This window comes from Roseateles sp. GW821-FHT09G03 (genome assembly GCF_059416045.1).
This window is the reverse complement of sequence record NZ_JBWKOK010000002.1, coordinates 610,096-627,153: the sequence shown is the minus strand read 5'-3', so window position 1 is coordinate 627,153 and position 17,058 is coordinate 610,096. Positions and strand designations below refer to the sequence as shown.

The window sequence follows — 17,058 nt, the reverse complement described above, 5'->3', positions numbered from 1 at the left end:
CGCCAGCCGGATCACTTCAGCCGGATCACCCAGTACAGCAGGACTTCGGTCGCCGGGGTCTCGGCGCCGCTGTAGAGCTGCGGTTCGGCGTTGATCTTGTCGATCGTGGCCTGGCCCAGGATCACGCGACCGAACGCGGCGTAGCCCGGGTCGGCGGCGCTCTTGTAGTCCAGCACCGTGTTGTTGTCGACCGAGTTGAAGAAGAACTGGCTCGTCGCCGAGTCAGGCACGCCCGTCCGTGCCATCGCGATCGTGTACTTCAGGTTGGACACGCCGACGTTGGTCTCGAGCTTGATGGTGCCACCCAGGTCGGTGCCGGGGGCCTTGGGCGCATAACCCGTGATGAAGCCGCCGCCCTGCGCGACGAAGCCCGGCACCACGCGATGGAAGATCGTGTTGTCGTAGTACTTCGCGTTGACGTACTTCAGGAAGTTGGCGGTCGTGATCGGCGTGCGGGAGTCCAGCTCCACGACCATCTCGCCGTCGCTGGTCAGCATGCACACGACGCTCGCGGCGGTGCTCGCGTTCGCGGCGGCGACGCCGGCCGTGCTGCACGTGGTGGTCGGCGCGACCGGCACCGGGTTCGGCTTCGGCGTCTGGGTCGGCGTGCCGCTGTCGTTGTCGCTGCCGCCGCCGCAGGCAGCCAGCATCAGTGCACCGCCGAGCGCGGCGGACAACGCCAGCAGACGGGGCTTGGAGGACATCGGGGAAGTGATGGAAATCGGCTTCATGTGGGCTCGCGATGGGAGCTCGTGGCTCCCGCTTTCTGGCAAAGAAGGGCGAAGTATCGTGGGCGGACCGACACAAGTCATGGGGCCCGGTGCGTGCGCCGCACGAAATGAGACCGGGCTTTCCCTAACGCCGCCTTTACAGAGTGTCGGACCTCACTCTGCGGGTTCTGAAGTGCCCAGGATTTCTGTCGGAAAGACACGTCCGGTTTCAGAACTCGAGGTTGTCGATCAGGCGCGTCTGGCCGATCCGCGCGGCCGCCAGCGCCACCAGCGGTTCGCCGTCGCGCGCGGCGCCGAGGTCGTGACGCCGGCGCAGCGTCAGGTAGTCCGGCGCCCAGCCCGCATCGCGCAGCGAGGCCATCGCCTCGGACTCGACGCGTTCGAGGTCCCGCTCGCCCGCGGACCAGCGCGCGATCATCGCCTTCAGGGTGCGCGACAGCATCAGCGCGTCCTGCTTCTGCTGCTCGCTCAGATAGCCGTTGCGCGAGGACAGCGCCAGGCCATCGGCATTGCGCTCGGTCTCGCCCGCGAGGATGCGGATCGGCATCGCCAGCTGGTCGACCATGCGGCGGATCACCATCAGCTGCTGGTAGTCCTTCTTGCCGAAGACGGCGGCGTCCGGCTGGACGATCTGGAACAGTTTCGCGACCACGGTGCAGACGCCGATGAAGAAGCCGGGGCGGAAATGGCCCTCGAGGATGTCGGCCAGTTCCGCCGGCGGATGCACCTTGTAGCCCTGCGGCTCGGGGTACATCTCGCGCTCGTCGGGCGCGAAGACGAGGTCGCAGGTGGCGCCCTCGAGCAGTTCGGCATCGCGCGGGAGCGTGCGGGGATAGCGGTCGAAGTCCTCGTGCGGCGCGAACTGCAGCCGGTTGACGAAGATGCTGGCGACGACGAGGCCGTCCGGACCGACCGCCGCGCGGGCCTGGCGCACCAGCGCCAGATGGCCGTCGTGCAGGTTGCCCATCGTGGGCACGAACGCGACCGGGCGGCCGCCCGCGAGCGCGGCGCGCAGGCCGGCGATGTCGTGGTGGATCTTCATGATCAGTAGGTGTGCTCGGCGGCCGGGAAGGCGCCCGACTTCACGTCGGTGACGTAACGCGAGAAGGCCTCGCCGATGGAGGCCGCGCCTTGCATGAAGTCGCGCACGAAGCGCGGCTTGCGGCCGCCGCCCACGCCGAGCATGTCGTGCATCACCAGCACCTGGCCGGAACACTCCGCGCCCGCGCCGATGCCGATGACCGGCACGCCCAGCGAGCGGGTGAGCTCGCCGGCCAGCGCCGCCGGCACCATCTCCAGCAGCAGCATCTGTGCGCCGGCGTCGACCAGTTCGCGCGCATGCGCCTTGATGCGCGCGGCGCCGGCCTCGTCGCGGCCTTGCACCTTGAAGCCGCTCAGCGCGGTGACGGTCTGCGGCGTCAGGCCGAGGTGGGCGCACACGGGGATGCCGCGCTCGGTGAGGAAGCGGACCGCCTCGGTGGTCCAGCCGCCGCCCTCGAGCTTGACCATGTGCGCGCCGGCCTGCGCCAGCTGCATCGCGTTCTTCCAGGCCACCTGCGGCGACTCGTGGTACGTGCCGAACGGCAGGTCCGCGATGACCCAGGCGACGCGGCGCGCGCGCGCCACGTTGGCCGTGTGATAGACCATCGCCTCCAGCGTGACCGGCACCGTCGTCTGCAGGCCCTGCACGACATTGCCCAGCGAATCGCCGATCAGGATCGAGTCCACGCCGGCGTCCTCCATCGCATGCGCGAAGGTGGCGTCGTAGGCGGTCAGCATCGCGATCTTCTCGCCGGCGGCATGCATGTCGAGCAGGCGCTGCAGCGTGACCGGCTTGCGGTCGGGCGACGTGCCGGCCGCGCGCGGCACGGCGTAGAGGGAAGTCGGGGGGGAGGTCTGTTCGGTCATGCGTGTCCCCTGGAGGCAGGTCCGGGGAGGGTCCGGGGGGGTGGGGCGGCAGTGTACCGGGACGGTGCCACGATGCCGCTTTCTGAGGACAATGCCGGCCATGACCCTGACCGAACTGCGCTACATCGTCGCCGTCGCCCGCGAGCGCCATTTTGGCCGCGCCGCGGAAGCCTGCTTCGTCTCCCAGCCGACCTTGTCGGTGGCGATCAAGAAGCTGGAGGAGGAGCTCGACGTCAAGATCTTCGAGCGCGGCGCCAACGAGGTGACGATGACGCCGCTGGGCGAGGACATCGTGCGCCAGGCGCAGTCGGTGATCGAGCAGGCCAGCGCGATCAAGGACATCGCCAAGCGCGGCAAGGATCCGCTGGACGGGCCGCTGCGGCTGGGGATCATCTACACGATCGGGCCCTACCTGCTGCCGGAGCTGGTCAAGCATTGCATCGACCTCTATCCGCGCATGCCGCTGATGCTGCAGGAGAACTTCACCCAGAAGCTGCTGGACATGCTGCGCACCGGCGAACTGGACTGCGCGATCATGGCAGAGCCCTTCCCCGACGCGGGCCTGGCGGTGGCGCCGCTGTACGACGAGTCCTTCGTCGTCGCGGTGCCGGCGGTGCATCCGCTGGCGAAGAAGCCGCGCATCAGCGCCGAGGAGCTCAAGGCGGAGACGATGCTGCTGCTGGGCAACGGCCACTGCTTCCGCGATCACGTGCTGGAGGTCTGCCCGGAATTCGCGCGCTTCTCGACGGACGCCGAAGGCATCCGGAAGAGCTTCGAGGGCAGCTCGCTGGAGACCATCAAGCACATGGTGGCGTCCGGGATGGGCGTCACGGTGGTGCCGGCGCTGAGCGTGCCGGACCACGTGCCGCCGCACCTGCGCTACGTCCCGTTCGAGGACCCGGCGCCGACGCGCCGCGTCGTGCTCGCGTGGCGCCGCACGTTCACCCGCTACGAGGCGGTCGCGGCGCTGCGCAACGCGGTGTACGCGTGCACGCTCAAAGGGGTGACGTTGCTGTCGTAAGCCCCGCAAGGCCTGACCCCTGACCGAAGCCGCCCAAGGGCGGCTTTAGTTTTTCCCAATCGTCACGCTTAAGCTATCCAAATATCTTCATCGATAGCATTTACCTAAAGTCCTCCTCATGCGCCGTCGCCGTCCTCCTTCCGGGAGAGTGCAGCGCCGGTCCGGACCTCTACAAAAGCGTCCCTGTCTGAAGCATCGAGGAGTGCCCCGAATGAGCGCCAAGCCTGAACATCCCGCCCAGTGCCCGGTCATGACGACGAGCGCCGGCGCGCCGATCGCCGACAACCAGAACTCGCTGACCGCCGGCCCGCGCGGTCCCGTCCTGATGCAGGACTACCAGCTGATCGAGAAGCTGGCCCACCAGAACCGCGAGCGCATTCCTGAGCGCGTCGTGCATGCCAAGGGTTGGGGCGCCTTCGGCACGCTGACCGTCACGCAGGACATCACCCGCTTCACCCGCGCGAAGCTCTTCGGCGAAGTCGGACAGCAGACGCCGATGCTGGCGCGCTTCTCGACGGTCGCCGGCGAGTTGGGCGCCGCCGATGCGGAACGCGACGTCCGCGGCTTCTCGCTGAAGTTCTATACCGGCGAAGGCAACTGGGACCTGGTCGGCAACAACACCCCGGTGTTCTTCATCCGCGACCCGCTGAAGTTCCCCGACTTCATCCGCACGCAGAAGCGCCACCCGGTGAGCAACCTGCGTTCCGGCACCGCCGCGTGGGACTTCTGGAGCCTCTCCCCCGAAAGCCTGCATCAGGTCACCATCCTGATGAGCGACCGCGGCATCCCCGTCAGCCCGCGCTTCATGGACGGCTTCGGCTCCCACACCTACAGCTTCTGGAACGCCGATGGCGAGCGCTTCTGGGTGAAGTTCCACTTCAAGACGCGCCAGGGTCATCGCACGCTGACCAACGCCGAAGCCACTGCCGTCATCGGACAGTCCCGCGAGAGCTACCAGGAAGACCTCTTCGGCGCGATCGAACAGGGCCAGTTCCCGCAATGGACGATGTCCGTGCAGGTGATGCCGGAACTCGACGCCGACAAGACCTCCTACAACCCCTTCGACCTGACCAAGGTCTGGCCGCATGCGGAGTACCCGCTGATCGAGGTCGGCGTGCTCGAGCTCAACCGCAACCCGGAGAACTACTTCGAGGAGATCGAGCAGGCCGCGTTCTCGCCGAGCAACATCGTGCCCGGCATCGGCTTCAGCCCCGACAAGGTCCTGCAGGCGCGCATCTTCAGCTACGCCGACGCGCACCGCTACCGCCTCGGCACGCATTACGAAGCGCTGCCGGTGAACGCGCCCAAGTGCCCCGTCCATCACTATCACAAGGATGGGGCCATGAAGTTCTTCCGCACGCCGACTGGCAACCCGAACGCGTACTACGAGCCCAACAGCTTCGGCGGCGCGACGCAGGATCCCTCGGTGGCCGAGCCCCCGCTGCGCCTGCAGGGCGACGCGGCGCGCTTCGACCACCGCGAGGGCAACGACGACTACGCCCAGCCCGGCGCCCTCTTCCGCCTGCTCGGCGAGGAACAGCAGCAGCGCCTGGGTCGCAACATCGCCGAATCGATGCGCGGCGTGCCGGCCTTCATCATCGATCGCCAGCTGGGTCACTTCGACAAGGCGGATCCTGCGTACGGCCGCGTCGTCCGCGCCGCGCTCAGCACGCTCGACATCGAGTTCACCGCCTGACGCCGGCGGATTTCATCTGTAAGGAGCAAGACATGACCCCACGTTCCGGACAACGCACACTGGGTTGGCTGCTGGTCGTGGCCGGCGCCGCGCTGAATGCGCAGTCGTTGATCGACTGGATGCAACACAGCGTCGCGTAGGCCCAAGGCCCGAGCCGCCCGGTCGTTCGGGGACGGGAGACCTTGGGGTTTTGGCGCTTGCCGCCAAGGCCCCATGGTCTCGCGGCCTAGCGCGCCAGATGTCGAAGTAGCAACGCAGCCGTGCCCCACGGTCACCCTTCCAATCACTCGGATCGGTTAGGCTGCGAGGCGTCTTTTGTCTTCCATTCCCGTAAGGAGTCTCTCGATGGCCAAGAAGAGCCCCTCTCCCGCCAAAGCCGCTTCGGCCAAGGGCGCGCCGTCCATCCAGATCGGCATCAGCGACAAGGACCGCGCCGCGATCGCGCAGGGCCTGTCCAAGCTGCTGGCCGACACCTACACGCTGTACCTGACCACGCACAACTTCCACTGGAACGTGACGGGGCCGATGTTCAACTCGCTGCACGCGATGTTCATGGCCCAGTACACCGAGCTGTGGAACGCCGTGGACCCGGTCGCCGAGCGCATCCGCTCGCTGGGTCACAAGGCGCCGGGTTCGTACGCGCAGTTCGCGGCGCTGAGCTCGCTGCCGGATGCGCCGACGACGCCGCCCAAGGCGCTGGACATGGTCCGCATCCTGGTCGACGGTCATGAAGGCGTCGCCCGCACCGCGCGCGCGCTGTTCGACCTGGTCGACAAGGCCAGCGACGAGCCGACCGCCGACCTGCTCACCCAGCGCCTGACGGTGCACGAGCAGACCGCGTGGATGCTGCGTTCGCTGCTGGAAGAGTGATCAGCCCACGGCCTTGATGCGCCCGGCCCGCCGGGCCTCCGCCAGCATCGAGGCCAGCGCGCACGACGCGAGCCGCGCCGTGCGCGAATCGGCGCGGCTGGTCAGCACGATCGGCACCTTCGCGCCGAGCACCACGCCCGCCGCGTAGGCCTCCGCCAGGAAGCTCAGGCTCTTCGCGAGCATGTTGCCCGCGTCCAGGTCGGGCACGATCAGCACGTTCGCCTTGCCCGCCACCGGCGACACGATGCCCTTGATGCGCGCGGCCTCGGGATCGATGGCGTTGTCCATCGCCAGCGGGCCGTCCAGCACCGCGCCGGTGATCTGTCCGCGGTCCGCCATCTTGCACAGCGCCGCCGCATCCAGCGTCGACGGCACCTTCGGATTCACCGTCTCCATCGCCGACAGCAGCGCCACCCGCACCTCCGGGAGCCGCAGCGCATGCGCGAGGTCGATCGCGTTCTGCACGATGTCGACCTTCTCCTCCAGCGTCGGCTGGATGTTGATCGCCGCGTCCGAGATGATCAGCGGCTGCGCATGACCTGGCACGTCCATCACGAAGCAGTGGCTGATGCGCCGCGCGGTCCGCAGACCGCCCTCGCGCCGCACGACGGCACCCATCAGTTCGTCGGTGTGCAGGCTGCCCTTCATCAGCGCGTCGACTTCGCCCTTGAGCGCCATCGCCACGCCCATCTCCGCCGCCGCATGGCTGTGCGGCACGTCGACGACCGTGTAGCGCGAAAGGTCTACGCCGGCCGCGGCTGCGGCCTCCGACACCTTGCCCGCCGGACCGATCAGGATCGGCTCGATCAGGCCCAGCGCCGCCGCTTCCGTCGCCGCGAGCAGGGACACGTCATTGCACGGGTGAACGACCGCCATGCGCAACGGCGGCAGCTCGCGCACCGCTTCGATGAGGCGGTCGTAGTGCGGATGGGCACTGGGCGCTTGTTCGGTCATTGTTCGATCACCCTGCGTCTCCCTCGGACATTGACAACGAGTCGCGGTCGATGATGCATGCTGCGGTGCAACAAATCAAGCCGAGCGGACCTCGCGAGGCGGTGCTGGGAGCAATGCGAATGTCCGGAACGTCCGACTGGATCCACGACTGGCAAGCGTACGCGACCGATGCGTGGCAGCGCTCGCTGCTGACGCTGGACACGATGCGCGAGCGCGGCAACGTGTTCCTCGACCACCTGAAGGCGGGCAAGCCCGCGCTGCTGAAGTTCGAACATGAACTGCTGATCGACGGCCGCGACCTGCCGCAGCCCTGCAACTACGCGCTGCTGCGCATCCTGCCGGCCGACGGCGATGTCGTCGACCCGAAGCGGCGGCCCATCGTCGTCATCGATCCGCGCGCGGGCCACGGGCCCGGCATCGGCGGCTTCAAGCCGGACTCGGAAATTGGCGTCGCGCTGCGCGCCGGCCACCCGGTCTACTTCATCACCTTCGAGCCGGAACCGGTCGAGGGTCAGACCTTGCTCGACGTCGCCCGCGCCGAGGCGCAGTTCATCGAGGAGGTGACCCGCCGCCACCCGAAGGCGCCGGGACTGCCCGCGGTGATCGGCAACTGCCAGGCCGGCTGGGCCGTCGCCGCGCTGGCCGCCGTGCGCAGCGACCTGATGGGGCCGATCGTGCTGAACGGCGCGCCGCTGTCGTACTGGGCCGGCTCGCCGGAGCAGAACCCGATGCGCTACGCGGGCGGCGCACTCGGCGGCGCGTGGCTGTCGGCGCTGTCGGCGGACCTCGGCGGCGACCGCTTCGACGGCGTGCACCTGGTCTCCAACTTCGAGAACCTCAACCTCGCCAACAGCTGGTGGGACAAGTATTACCACCTCTACGCCAACGTCGACACCGAGCGCGAACGCTTCCTCGACTTCGAGCGCTGGTGGGGCGGCTACTTCCGGATGACCGGCGAGGAGATCGAGTCCATCGTCGAGAACCTCTTCATCGGCAACCGCCTCGCGCGCGGCGAGGTCGAGCTGGAAGGCTACCGGCTGGACCTGCGCAACATCGCCGCGCCGATGGTGATCTTCGCGTCCTGGGGCGACAACATCACCCCGCCGCAGCAGGCGCTGGACTGGATCATCGACGTCTGGGGCAGCGAGAAGGCGCTGGTCAAGGCCGGCCGCACCATCGTCTACATGCTGCATCCGAAGATCGGTCATCTGGGCATCTTCGTCGGCGGGGGCATCGCGCGGCGCGAGCATGAGCAGATCCTCGACACGCTCGAGCAGATCGTCGCGCTGCCGCCCGGCCTGTACGAGATGAAGATCGATGCCCGCGATCCGGAGGCGCCACTGGCCGCGCTGGAATCGGGCGACTACTCGGTGAGCTTCGAGACCCGCACCGTGGACGACCTGCGCGCACTGAATCCGGAATGCCGTCGCGACGAGGCGCTGTTCAGCACGATCGCGCAGGTGTCCGAGATGAACATGCGCCGCTACCGCCAATGGCTGCAGCCGGCCGTGCGCGCGGTGGGGAGCAAGGCGCTCGGCGACTGGCTGCGCTGGATGCACCCGCTGCGCCAGCAACACCTGGCCCTGTCCGACCTGCACCCGCTGGCGCCGTGGCTCAAACGGGCCGCCGACGGTGCTCGCGCGCAGCGCCAGACCATCGATGCCGCGAACCCATGGTTGAAGTGGGAACAGCTCGGCTCCCGCGCGATCAGCGAATCGCTGGACCGTCTCGGTCATCAGCGCGATGCGACGCTCGTGCACTGGATCGAAGCGGTCTACGGGCCGTACGGCCTGGGCGCGCTGCTGCCGCCGCGCGAGTCGGACATCGCCTCCGGCACCGCGCACGCTGCCGCCGATGAACGCGAAGGTCGTCGCATGGCGTTGGAGCAGGTCGAGCAAGGCGGCTTCGCCGACGCGGTCTGCCGCATCCTGCTCGCGGGGCTCGCACATCGGGGCGTCGTGCAACGGCGCGGGCTCGTCCTGGGCCAGTTGCTGGCCGACTCCCACCGCCGCATGGCCGAAGAGGCGGAAGGCGCCGTCGCCGCCGAGGCGGTGCCCGGCGAGGACTGGGCGACGCTGCTGCATCGGCAGGCGTTGATCGTCACTTTCGCGCCGGACGAGGCGATGGCCGCGCTGCCGACGCTGCTCCCGACGCTCGAGGACCGCGAACAGGCCTTGGCGCTCGCGAGCGCGGTGCTGATGAGCGAATCCGAGCTTGCCGATCCGAAATCGCCGACAGCGCGCTATGTCCACGAGCTGCTGCACGTCGACCCGGCGCGCGTCGCCGACATGGCGCTCGCACTGTCGGCGCCCGGCGCAGCGACGGCGACAGCGGCCACGGTCTCGATCGCGGCGGCGCCCGCGCCCAAGCCCGCGCGTCGCCGCAAGGCGGTGGCATGAACTCCGCCGCCGTGCAGTTCGGCCGGCTGCTGGCCGGGCGCAAGGTGCTGATCACCGGCATCGCCAACGACCAGTCGATCGCCTACGGCTGCGCCCGGGCCTTCCGCGCGATGGGCGCCGACCTGGCGCTGACCTACCTCAACGACAAGGCGCTGCCGCACGTGAAGCCGCTCGCCGACGAGCTCGGCGCCGAGCTCCTCCTGCCGCTGGACCTGCGCGATCCCGAGGCGCTCGACACCGTCTTCGCCGCCCTCTCCGAACGCTGGGGCGTGCTGCACGCGGCGCTGCATTCGATCGCCTTCGCGCCGAAGGACGACCTGCACGGTCGGCTGATCGACAGCAGCGCCGCCGGTTTCGCGATGGCGATGGACATCTCGTGCCACAGCTTCATCCGCATGGCGCGACTGGCCGAGCCGCTGATGCGAGGCGCCGGCGGCACGCTGTTCACGATGAGCTTCCAGGGCGCGAGCAAGGTCGTCGAGCACTACAACCTGATGGGCCCGGTGAAGGCCGCGCTGGAGGCCTCGGTGCGCTACCTGGCGCATGAACTGGGTCCGGCGGGCATCCGGGTGCACGCGATCTCGCCAGGGCCGATCGCGACGCGCGCGGCCTCGGGCCTGGAGGAATTCGACCAGCTGCTCGCGGACGCCGCCGCACGCGCGCCGGCCCACGCGCTGGCGACCATCGATGACGTCGGCTACGCGACCGCGATGCTCGCGGGCGATCACGCGCGGCTCATCACCGGCTCGACGCTCTACGTCGACGGCGGCTATCACATCATGGGGTGAGCAATGAATGCACGACTTGAAGGTGAATTCATCGCCGTCGTCAACGCGGGCTCGTCCAGCATCAAGCTGTCGATGTACTCGCTGCACGAGGACCGCCGGCTGGGCCCGCTGAGGCTCGAGTTGCGCGCGCAGGTCGACGGGATAGGCACCGCGACGCCGCATTTCGAGGCCTCGCATGCCGACGGCTCGAAAGCCGGCTCGCGCGACTGGCCCGTCGGCGAGACGCTGACGCACGAGGGCGCCCTCGATCACCTGGTCGAATTCGTCACCCACGAGTTCCCCGGCATCGAGATGCTGGGCATCGGCCACCGCGTCGTGCACGGCGGCACGGCCTTCGCGCAGCCGGTCCGGGTGACGCCGCCGGTGCTCGCCCAGCTCGAGACGCTGGTGTCCCTGGCGCCGCTGCATCAGCCGCACAACCTGGCCCCCATCCGCCGCGCCTTCTCGGCGCTGCCGGGCCTGCCGCAGGTCGCGAGTTTCGACACCGCCTTCCACCGCGGCCAGTCCGACGTCGCCGACGCTTTCGCCCTGCCCTACGCGCTGTTCGAGGCCGGCGTGCGCCGTTACGGCTTCCACGGCCTGAGCTACGAGTACATCGCGTCGCGGCTGCCGGCGCTCTCGCCGCGGCTGGCGGACGGCCGCGTCGTCGTCCTGCACCTGGGCAACGGCGCCAGCGCCTGCGCGCTGCACCGCGGCCGCAGCATCGCCAGCAGCATGGGCTTCACCGCCGTCGACGGCCTGCCCATGGGCACGCGCAGCGGCGCGGTCGACCCCGGCGTGCTGATCTATCTGATGGACGAGCAGCGCATGGACGCGCGCGAGCTCGAAACCCTGCTCTACAAGCAGTCCGGCCTGCTGGGGCTGTCCGGCATTTCCAGCGACATGCGCCAGCTGCTGGCCAGCGACGCGCCGCGGGCGCGCTTCGCGATCGATGTCTTCGTCCATCGTGTCGCCCGCGAGATCGGCGCGCTGGCGGCGGAAATGGGCGGCCTGGACGGGCTGGTCTTCACCGCCGGAATCGGCGAGCATGCCGCGGAGATCCGTCGGCGCGTGCTGTCGCGCTGTCTGTGGCTGGGGGTGTCGGTGCAGGATGCCGCCAACCGCGAGGGGCCGGCCGAGCGCCGGATCAGCACCGTCGACAGCCGGTGCGAGGCCTGGGTCATCCCCACCGACGAGGAACTCATGATGGCCCGCCACACGTTCCGGCTGCTCGCCGGGGAGGAGTGATCATGCGAACGCCCAAGCAACGTCACAGCCACGAGGAGTGGGAGAAGACCGTCGAGGACGTGGACCTGCAGATCGCCCAGCTGGCGATCATGTGCCACGTCCGGCTGCTCGATCCCGGCGTCATCGAACGCGTGCTCGACAACGACCTGCGCATCTGCGGCGACGGCCACGAGAGCGGCTTCGAGAAGCTGCGCGGCATGCTCTACCTGCACTACGAGGTCCAGGCCCGGCTGGCCGAGGAACTCGGCCCGGTGGACGCGGCCGAGGTCGTGCAGCGCGTGCGCCAGCACCTGATGGTGCGCATCGGCACGCAACTCGGGACGCTGGACGCGCCGCAGGCGCCAGGCGGCCCCGGCGGCGGTCAATAACCCCAACGGCTTGGGCCCCGCGGGCACCGGCGCTACAGTGGGCCGCATCGCCTTGCGGGCCTCCCGGGTCTCCCTCATGCGCATCGCCATCCTTTCCTTCGACGGCTTCAACGAGATCGACAGCTTCGTCCCGCTCGGACTGCTGAACCGGCTCAAGCCCTTGGGCTGGTCTGCCGAGCTGTGCGGGCCGGGGCCGTCGGTCACCTCGATGAACGGCGTGACCGTCCAGCTGAAACACCCTCTCGAATGGGCCAACGAGGCCGACGCCGTCTGGTTCGGCTCCGGCGTCTACACGCGGGCCATCGCGGAGAACTCGGCCCTGCTGGACCGGCTGCAGCTCGATCCGACGCGGCAGCTGATCGCGTCGCAATGCTCCGGTGCGCTGCTGGTGGCGCGGCTGGGGCTGCTCGGCGATGCGCCGGCCTGTACTGATTCATCCACACGTCCCTGGCTGGTCGAGGCCGGCGTGCGCGTGCTCGACGAGCCCTTCCACGCCCGCGGCCCGGTGGCGACCTCGGGCGGCTGCCTGGCGTCGCAGTACCTGTCGGCCTGGCTCATGTGGAGCAAGGCCGGCGAGTCCGCCGCGCGCGACGCGCTGACCTACGCCGCGCCGGTGGGCGAGAAGGACGAGTACGTCGAGCGCCTGCTGGCCCGCGTGCGCCCGTTCATGACCGCCGCCTGAGCGGCCCTGCGACGTCCACCACCAGGAGTCGGCGGCAGCCGGCCCCGGGGGATGCGACCTGCGGTTAAGCCCCGCCAGCGTGGGAGCAGACCCCGGGGCCGGCTGCCGCCGACGGGCGCGGTCAAAGAAGCGAGACTGCCCGATAATCGCGGGTTCGCCGCCCCAGAGCCGCCATGTCCACCGACCAGTCCCGCATCCCCGCCGAAGTGCGCCGCCGCCGCACCTTCGCCATCATTTCCCACCCTGACGCGGGCAAGACCACGCTGACGGAGAAGCTGCTGCTGTTCTCCGGCGCGATCCAGATCGCGGGGTCGGTGAAGGCGCGCAAGGCCTCGCGGCATGCGACGTCCGACTGGATGGAGATCGAGAAGCAGCGCGGCATCTCGGTGGCCTCGTCGGTGATGCAGATGGAGTACCGCGACTGCGTCATCAACCTGCTGGACACCCCCGGCCACCAGGACTTCTCCGAAGACACCTACCGCGTGCTGACCGCCGTCGACGCGGCGCTGATGGTCATCGACGCGGCCAACGGCGTCGAGCCGCAGACCCGCCGGCTGATCCAGGTCTGCCGCGCGCGCAACACGCCGATCCTGACCTTCGTCAACAAGATGGACCGCGAGGTCCAGGAACCGTTGGCGCTGATGGACGAGATCGAGCGCGAACTGGGCATGACGGTGGTCCCCTTCACCTGGCCGGTGGGCATGGGCAAGCACTTCCACGGCGTGATGGACCTGCGCCAGCAGCGCATGCGCGTCTTCGCGCCCGGCGAGGACCGCGCCGCCGGCACCGAGGAGGTGCTGCACGGCCTGGACAATCCGGCCTACGCCGAGCGCTTCGGCATGCAGTACGACAACGCGCAGGGCGAGATCGAGCTGGTCAACGAAGCCGCGCCCGCCTTCGACGAGGACGCCTTCCTCGCCGGCCAGCAGACGCCGATGTTCTTCGGCTCCGCGGTCAACAACTTCGGCGTGCAGGAAGTGCTGGACGCGCTGGTGGAACTGGCGCCCGCGCCGGCCGAGCGCGCCGCCATGCAACGCGTCGTGCAGCCGGAAGAGCCCAAGTTCACCGGCGTCGTCTTCAAGATCCAGGCCAACATGGACCCGGCGCACCGCGACCGCATCGCGTTCCTGCGCGTGGCCTCTGGCCACTTCGAGCGCGGCATGCGCCTGAAGGTCGTGCGCTCCGGCAAGGAGCTGCGTCCCAACACGGTGGTGAGCTTCCTGTCGCAGCGCCGCGAGCTGCTGGACGAAGCCTTCGCCGGCGACATCATCGGCATCCCCAACCACGGCGTGCTGCAGCTCGGCGACACGATCACCGAGGGCGAGGCCCTGCAGTACACCGGCCTGCCCTTCTTCGCGCCGGAAATGTTCCGGTCCGTGGAAGTGGCGGATCCGCTCAAGACCAAGCAGCTGCGCGAAGGCCTGCGCCAGCTCGGCGAGGAAGGCGCGATCCAGGTCTTCCGTCCCGAGGCCGGCAGCGTGCTGCTGCTGGGCGCGGTCGGCCAGCTGCAGTTCGAGGTCGTCGCGCACCGGCTGGAGCATGAGTACGGCGTCAAGGCCCGCGTCATGCCGGCGCGCTACAACGTCGCGCGCTGGGTGACCTGCGACGAGGCCGACGGCGGCGAGAAGGAACTGCGCCGCTTCATCGACCACAACGCGCACCGCGTCGCCTGGGACGCGGTGAACGCGCCGACCGTGCTGCTCGAGTACGCCGGCGAGCTCCGCGCGATGCAGGAGAACTGGCCGAAGATCAAGTTCCACGCGCTGCGCGAGCACGCGGGCCTGGTCTTCCAGAAGCAGATGGACGCCTGACGGCGTCCACGCCGTGCGTCAGTAGCCGAGCTGCCAGCTGACCAGCCACAGGCCGGTGTTGATCCCGGAGTAGCGCTCGTAGCCGGCAGTGATCGCGAGGTGCCGGCCCATCTCGAAAGCCGCGCCGACGCCGGCGGTCACGCTGGTCTTGTCGCTCGCGCTGCCGCCGTCATCACGCGACATCTTGGTCTGACCGATACCGATCCGGGCGTTCAGGCTGAGCAGCTTCGCCACCGGATAGCGGTAGACGGCGGCGATGCCAACATGCGAATCCGGATAGATGAAATCGCGGCGATGGCCGAAGGGCTTGAACGCGAGACTGCGCGTGTAGATCTCGGCGGCGTAGTTCTCGTTGAAGTAGTAGCCGAACGAATAACCGACGGACAGCTGGCTGCCATCGCGCTGGTAGGACTCATGGCTGCCGTCGACCCCCCCGACACCCACGGCGCCGTAGATCAGCGTGTCGTCGGCCGCATGCGCGGCGCCGGCCGCCATGGCCATCACGGCGGCCAGTCCGCCCCAGAACTTTTTCATTCTTTCTCCCTTGTGCTCGAGACGCCCGGACCCCCCGGGCGGCGGGGGAGAATAACGGCCGAGGTCAGGTCTTTCACGGCCCTGCCCTCTTTGGAGGGAAAGGGCTTTCCCCAACCTGATGCCGTGACCTTGTTGGCGTAATGCGACGACACCGTTGTCGGTCTGTCACCGCCCCTTCCTACACTGCCCCGATGCCCCACGAGATCCAGCCCCTGCCGGAGCGCCGTCTGTGCTGCCTCCTGCTGGCGGCGGGACTGCTGCCGGGCGCGCTGCCCGCGGCGATGGCCGTCCCGGCGGCACGCGCGCGGACAGGCCTGGGGCCCACCGGGCTGGTCGCGTTCACCGAGAACCTGCCCCCGCTGAACTACGCCGAAGGCAGCGAGGCGCGAGGCTTCAGCGCGGAGCTCCTGACACTGATGGCGGCCGAAGCCGGCATGCCCTTGCGCGTTCAGGTGCTGCCATGGCAGCGGTCGGTGCAGGAGGCGGCGCGGCGCACGGACAGCGTGCTGTTCTCGCTGACGCGCACGCCCGAACGCGAAACCCAGTACCGCTGGGTCGGGCCGATCAGCCCGCGGCGCATCCTCGTCTACCGGCTGAGCCACCGCACCGACGTGCGTCCCACCAGCCTCAGGCAGCTCAACGGCTGGCGTCTGGGCGCGTCGCGCGACTCTGCCGCGGCGAAGCAACTGATCGCCGATGGGCTGCGGCCGGAGACCGAGCTCGAGCTCGGCCTGGACGACGCCACCAACCTGCGCAAGCTCCTGGCCGGTCGCATGGACCTGATCGTGCTGCTGGACTGGGCCGCGGCCTGGCATCTGCGCGAGCTCAAGCTGCCCTACGCGACCCTGACGCCGGTCCTGCCCATGGACGTCGACAAGTCCTACTGGTACGGGCTGCCCGCGGACAGCGACCCGGCGGTGGCGCGGCGCCTGCAGGCCGCGCTGGACCGCCTCAGGCGGGATGGGCGTTACGAGCGCCTGCGGCAACACTACTTCGATTGAGCATCGCCGGACCGGCCGCGCCGGCCGACCCCGCGGCGGGCAGACAGCCCAGCGCTTCCAAGGTGCGTTCGATCGCCACATCGAACGGCGTGTGCGGCACACCGCCGTCGTGGGCCAGTTCGGCGGCGAGACGCGCCTCGCCCATGCGCAGCGGCTCGCGCCAGAGGTAACGCATCTCGGCCAGCTCGCGGAACAGCGGCACCACCGGCTGCGCCAGCCGCACCGCCCACCACGGGAAACGCGTGATCCGCGGCTGTTTGCCGGTACGCCGCTGGACGACGCGGCGGATCGCCTGCGCCATCTGGCCTCCGTCGGCATCCCAATGGCCGGCGAAGTGGAAGCGGGCGAAGGCCGGCAAGGTGTCGCAGCGCTCGATCAACGCGGCCATCGCCGTCGCCACGTCGGGCAGATAGGCCCATTGGTGGCCGACGCCATCGGTGCCCGGCTGCTGGATCCGTGTCACCGGCCGGCCCGGCGTCACGAGCCCTTGCGAGAACCAGCTGTTCGCCGCGCCCGGGCCGAAGAAATCGCCGGCCCGGAGCACGATCGCGCGGAAGTCGCCGCGTTCAGCGCCCGCCTGCAGGCGGCGCTCCATCTCGGCGCGGATCGCGCCCTTGCGCGTCAACGGGCGCTGCGGCGCGTCCTCGGTCGGATGCGGCATCGCGTCGGGTCCGAAGTTGTAGACGGTGCCGGGCAGCACGATGGTCGCGCCTTGGACCGACGCGGCGGCGATGGTGTTGTCGAGCATCGGCAGCACCAGTTCGCTCCAGCGGCGGTAGCCGGGCGGATTCACGGCGTGGACGATCACGCTGCAGCCCTCGGCGGCGCGTTGGACATCCTGGGCATCGAGCGCGTCGCCGCGCAGCCAGTGCAGGCCGTCGCGGTGTTCCGAATCGCCGGCCAGTCCGCGCTTGAGCGCCCGCACCGTCCAGCCCGCGTCGCGCAGGGCCCGTGCCACCGCGCCACCGACGCCACCGCTCGCGCCGAGCACCAGCGCCGTCCGCCGCGCCACCGCCGTCATCGCGGCCAGCACACCGATCGCGTCCATCGAGGTCATCGCATCCATCG

At 69.3% G+C, this 17,058-nt stretch carries 16 protein-coding genes; 10 read left to right on the top strand and 6 right to left on the bottom strand.

All coding sequences use genetic code 11. From position 1 onward, the window contains the following. Nucleotides 1-11: 11 nt before the first annotated feature. From AC07OZ_RS10005 to panB, 3 genes are all read right to left on the bottom strand, one after another. Nucleotides 12-731 carry a peptidylprolyl isomerase gene (locus AC07OZ_RS10005; protein ID WP_495466985.1) on the bottom strand — a complete coding sequence of 240 codons (720 nt, stop codon included), beginning with the start codon at nt 729-731 and terminating at the stop codon, nt 12-14. Between the two features lie 208 nt (nt 732-939). Next, the gene (panC, locus tag AC07OZ_RS10000; protein ID WP_495466984.1) at nt 940-1,773 is read right to left on the bottom strand and encodes a pantoate--beta-alanine ligase; all 834 of its coding nucleotides are present in this window, start codon (nt 1,771-1,773) and stop codon (nt 940-942) included. A 2-nt stretch (nt 1,774-1,775) separates the two neighbouring features. After that, entirely contained in the window at nt 1,776-2,639 is an 864-nt protein-coding gene (gene panB, locus AC07OZ_RS09995; RefSeq protein ID WP_495466983.1) for a 3-methyl-2-oxobutanoate hydroxymethyltransferase, read from the bottom strand. 100 nt (nt 2,640-2,739) lie between these two features. Between panB and AC07OZ_RS09990 the strand changes: the two genes are divergently transcribed. From AC07OZ_RS09990 to AC07OZ_RS09980, 3 genes are all read left to right on the top strand, one after another. After that, nucleotides 2,740-3,660, top strand: coding sequence for a hydrogen peroxide-inducible genes activator (locus AC07OZ_RS09990; protein ID WP_297532779.1), 921 nt, complete (start codon nt 2,740-2,742; stop codon nt 3,658-3,660). A gap of 211 nt (nt 3,661-3,871) precedes the next feature. Further along, nucleotides 3,872-5,356 (top strand): catalase, encoded by a 1,485-nt coding sequence (locus AC07OZ_RS09985; protein WP_495466982.1) that lies wholly within the window; start codon nt 3,872-3,874, stop codon nt 5,354-5,356. 345 nt (nt 5,357-5,701) lie between these two features. Beyond that, nucleotides 5,702-6,226: a Dps family protein gene (locus AC07OZ_RS09980; RefSeq protein WP_067280034.1), complete on the top strand. Its 525-nt coding sequence runs from the start codon at nt 5,702-5,704 to the stop codon at nt 6,224-6,226. Here AC07OZ_RS09980 and AC07OZ_RS09975 read toward each other — a convergent pair whose 3' ends face one another. Next, nucleotides 6,227-7,180: a phosphate acetyltransferase gene (locus AC07OZ_RS09975; RefSeq protein WP_495466981.1), complete on the bottom strand. Its 954-nt coding sequence runs from the start codon at nt 7,178-7,180 to the stop codon at nt 6,227-6,229. Nucleotides 7,181-7,299: 119 nt separating this feature from the next. On the opposite strand from AC07OZ_RS09975, the gene AC07OZ_RS09970 reads away from it, so the two are divergent. The 6 genes from AC07OZ_RS09970 to AC07OZ_RS09945 all read left to right on the top strand — a co-directional run bounded on the left by AC07OZ_RS09970 (nt 7,300) and on the right by AC07OZ_RS09945 (nt 14,455). Beyond that, nucleotides 7,300-9,579, top strand: coding sequence for a DUF3141 domain-containing protein (locus AC07OZ_RS09970; RefSeq protein WP_495466980.1), 2,280 nt, complete (start codon nt 7,300-7,302; stop codon nt 9,577-9,579). Then, nucleotides 9,576-10,367, top strand: coding sequence for an enoyl-ACP reductase FabI (gene fabI, locus AC07OZ_RS09965; RefSeq protein WP_495466979.1), 792 nt, complete (start codon nt 9,576-9,578; stop codon nt 10,365-10,367). The genes AC07OZ_RS09970 and fabI overlap by 4 nt, the downstream gene beginning before the upstream one ends. A 3-nt stretch (nt 10,368-10,370) precedes the next feature. Next, nucleotides 10,371-11,594, top strand: coding sequence for an acetate/propionate family kinase (locus AC07OZ_RS09960; protein ID WP_495466978.1), 1,224 nt, complete (start codon nt 10,371-10,373; stop codon nt 11,592-11,594). 2 nt (nt 11,595-11,596) lie between these two features. Then, on the top strand, nt 11,597-11,962 hold the full coding sequence (locus tag AC07OZ_RS09955) for a hypothetical protein (protein WP_495466977.1): 366 nt from the start codon (nt 11,597-11,599) through the stop codon (nt 11,960-11,962). Nucleotides 11,963-12,038: 76 nt separating this feature from the next. Next, nucleotides 12,039-12,644: a DJ-1/PfpI family protein gene (locus AC07OZ_RS09950; RefSeq protein ID WP_495466976.1), complete on the top strand. Its 606-nt coding sequence runs from the start codon at nt 12,039-12,041 to the stop codon at nt 12,642-12,644. Between the two features lie 173 nt (nt 12,645-12,817). Next, entirely contained in the window at nt 12,818-14,455 is a 1,638-nt protein-coding gene (locus AC07OZ_RS09945) for a peptide chain release factor 3 (protein WP_495466975.1), read from the top strand. A gap of 18 nt (nt 14,456-14,473) precedes the next feature. On the opposite strand, the gene AC07OZ_RS09940 is transcribed toward AC07OZ_RS09945, so the two are convergent. Beyond that, entirely contained in the window at nt 14,474-14,989 is a 516-nt protein-coding gene (locus AC07OZ_RS09940) for an outer membrane beta-barrel protein (RefSeq protein ID WP_495466974.1), read from the bottom strand. Between the two features lie 191 nt (nt 14,990-15,180). On the opposite strand from AC07OZ_RS09940, the gene AC07OZ_RS09935 reads away from it, so the two are divergent. After that, nucleotides 15,181-15,990, top strand: a complete 810-nt coding sequence (locus tag AC07OZ_RS09935; RefSeq protein ID WP_495466973.1) for a substrate-binding periplasmic protein — start codon at nt 15,181-15,183, stop codon at nt 15,988-15,990. Here the strand turns inward: AC07OZ_RS09935 and AC07OZ_RS09930 are convergent. After that, nucleotides 15,941-17,047 carry an NAD-dependent epimerase/dehydratase family protein gene (locus AC07OZ_RS09930; protein ID WP_495467361.1) on the bottom strand — a complete coding sequence of 369 codons (1,107 nt, stop codon included), beginning with the start codon at nt 17,045-17,047 and terminating at the stop codon, nt 15,941-15,943. The genes AC07OZ_RS09935 and AC07OZ_RS09930 overlap by 50 nt on opposite strands. Nucleotides 17,048-17,058 lie beyond the last annotated feature (11 nt).

Coding starts and splice junctions, on each gene's coding strand:
- AC07OZ_RS10005 (WP_495466985.1), bottom strand. CDS start 731: ATGAAGCCGATTTCCATCACTTCCCCGATGTCCTCCAAGCCCCGTCTG.
- panC (WP_495466984.1), bottom strand. CDS start 1,773: ATGAAGATCCACCACGACATCGCCGGCCTGCGCGCCGCGCTCGCGGGC.
- panB (WP_495466983.1), bottom strand. CDS start 2,639: ATGACCGAACAGACCTCCCCCCCGACTTCCCTCTACGCCGTGCCGCGC.
- AC07OZ_RS09990 (WP_297532779.1), top strand. CDS start 2,740: ATGACCCTGACCGAACTGCGCTACATCGTCGCCGTCGCCCGCGAGCGC.
- AC07OZ_RS09985 (WP_495466982.1), top strand. CDS start 3,872: ATGAGCGCCAAGCCTGAACATCCCGCCCAGTGCCCGGTCATGACGACG.
- AC07OZ_RS09980 (WP_067280034.1), top strand. CDS start 5,702: ATGGCCAAGAAGAGCCCCTCTCCCGCCAAAGCCGCTTCGGCCAAGGGC.
- AC07OZ_RS09975 (WP_495466981.1), bottom strand. CDS start 7,180: ATGACCGAACAAGCGCCCAGTGCCCATCCGCACTACGACCGCCTCATC.
- AC07OZ_RS09970 (WP_495466980.1), top strand. CDS start 7,300: ATGTCCGGAACGTCCGACTGGATCCACGACTGGCAAGCGTACGCGACC.
- fabI (WP_495466979.1), top strand. CDS start 9,576: ATGAACTCCGCCGCCGTGCAGTTCGGCCGGCTGCTGGCCGGGCGCAAG.
- AC07OZ_RS09960 (WP_495466978.1), top strand. CDS start 10,371: ATGAATGCACGACTTGAAGGTGAATTCATCGCCGTCGTCAACGCGGGC.
- AC07OZ_RS09955 (WP_495466977.1), top strand. CDS start 11,597: ATGCGAACGCCCAAGCAACGTCACAGCCACGAGGAGTGGGAGAAGACC.
- AC07OZ_RS09950 (WP_495466976.1), top strand. CDS start 12,039: ATGCGCATCGCCATCCTTTCCTTCGACGGCTTCAACGAGATCGACAGC.
- AC07OZ_RS09945 (WP_495466975.1), top strand. CDS start 12,818: ATGTCCACCGACCAGTCCCGCATCCCCGCCGAAGTGCGCCGCCGCCGC.
- AC07OZ_RS09940 (WP_495466974.1), bottom strand. CDS start 14,989: ATGAAAAAGTTCTGGGGCGGACTGGCCGCCGTGATGGCCATGGCGGCC.
- AC07OZ_RS09935 (WP_495466973.1), top strand. CDS start 15,181: ATGCCCCACGAGATCCAGCCCCTGCCGGAGCGCCGTCTGTGCTGCCTC.
- AC07OZ_RS09930 (WP_495467361.1), bottom strand. CDS start 17,047: ATGACCTCGATGGACGCGATCGGTGTGCTGGCCGCGATGACGGCGGTG.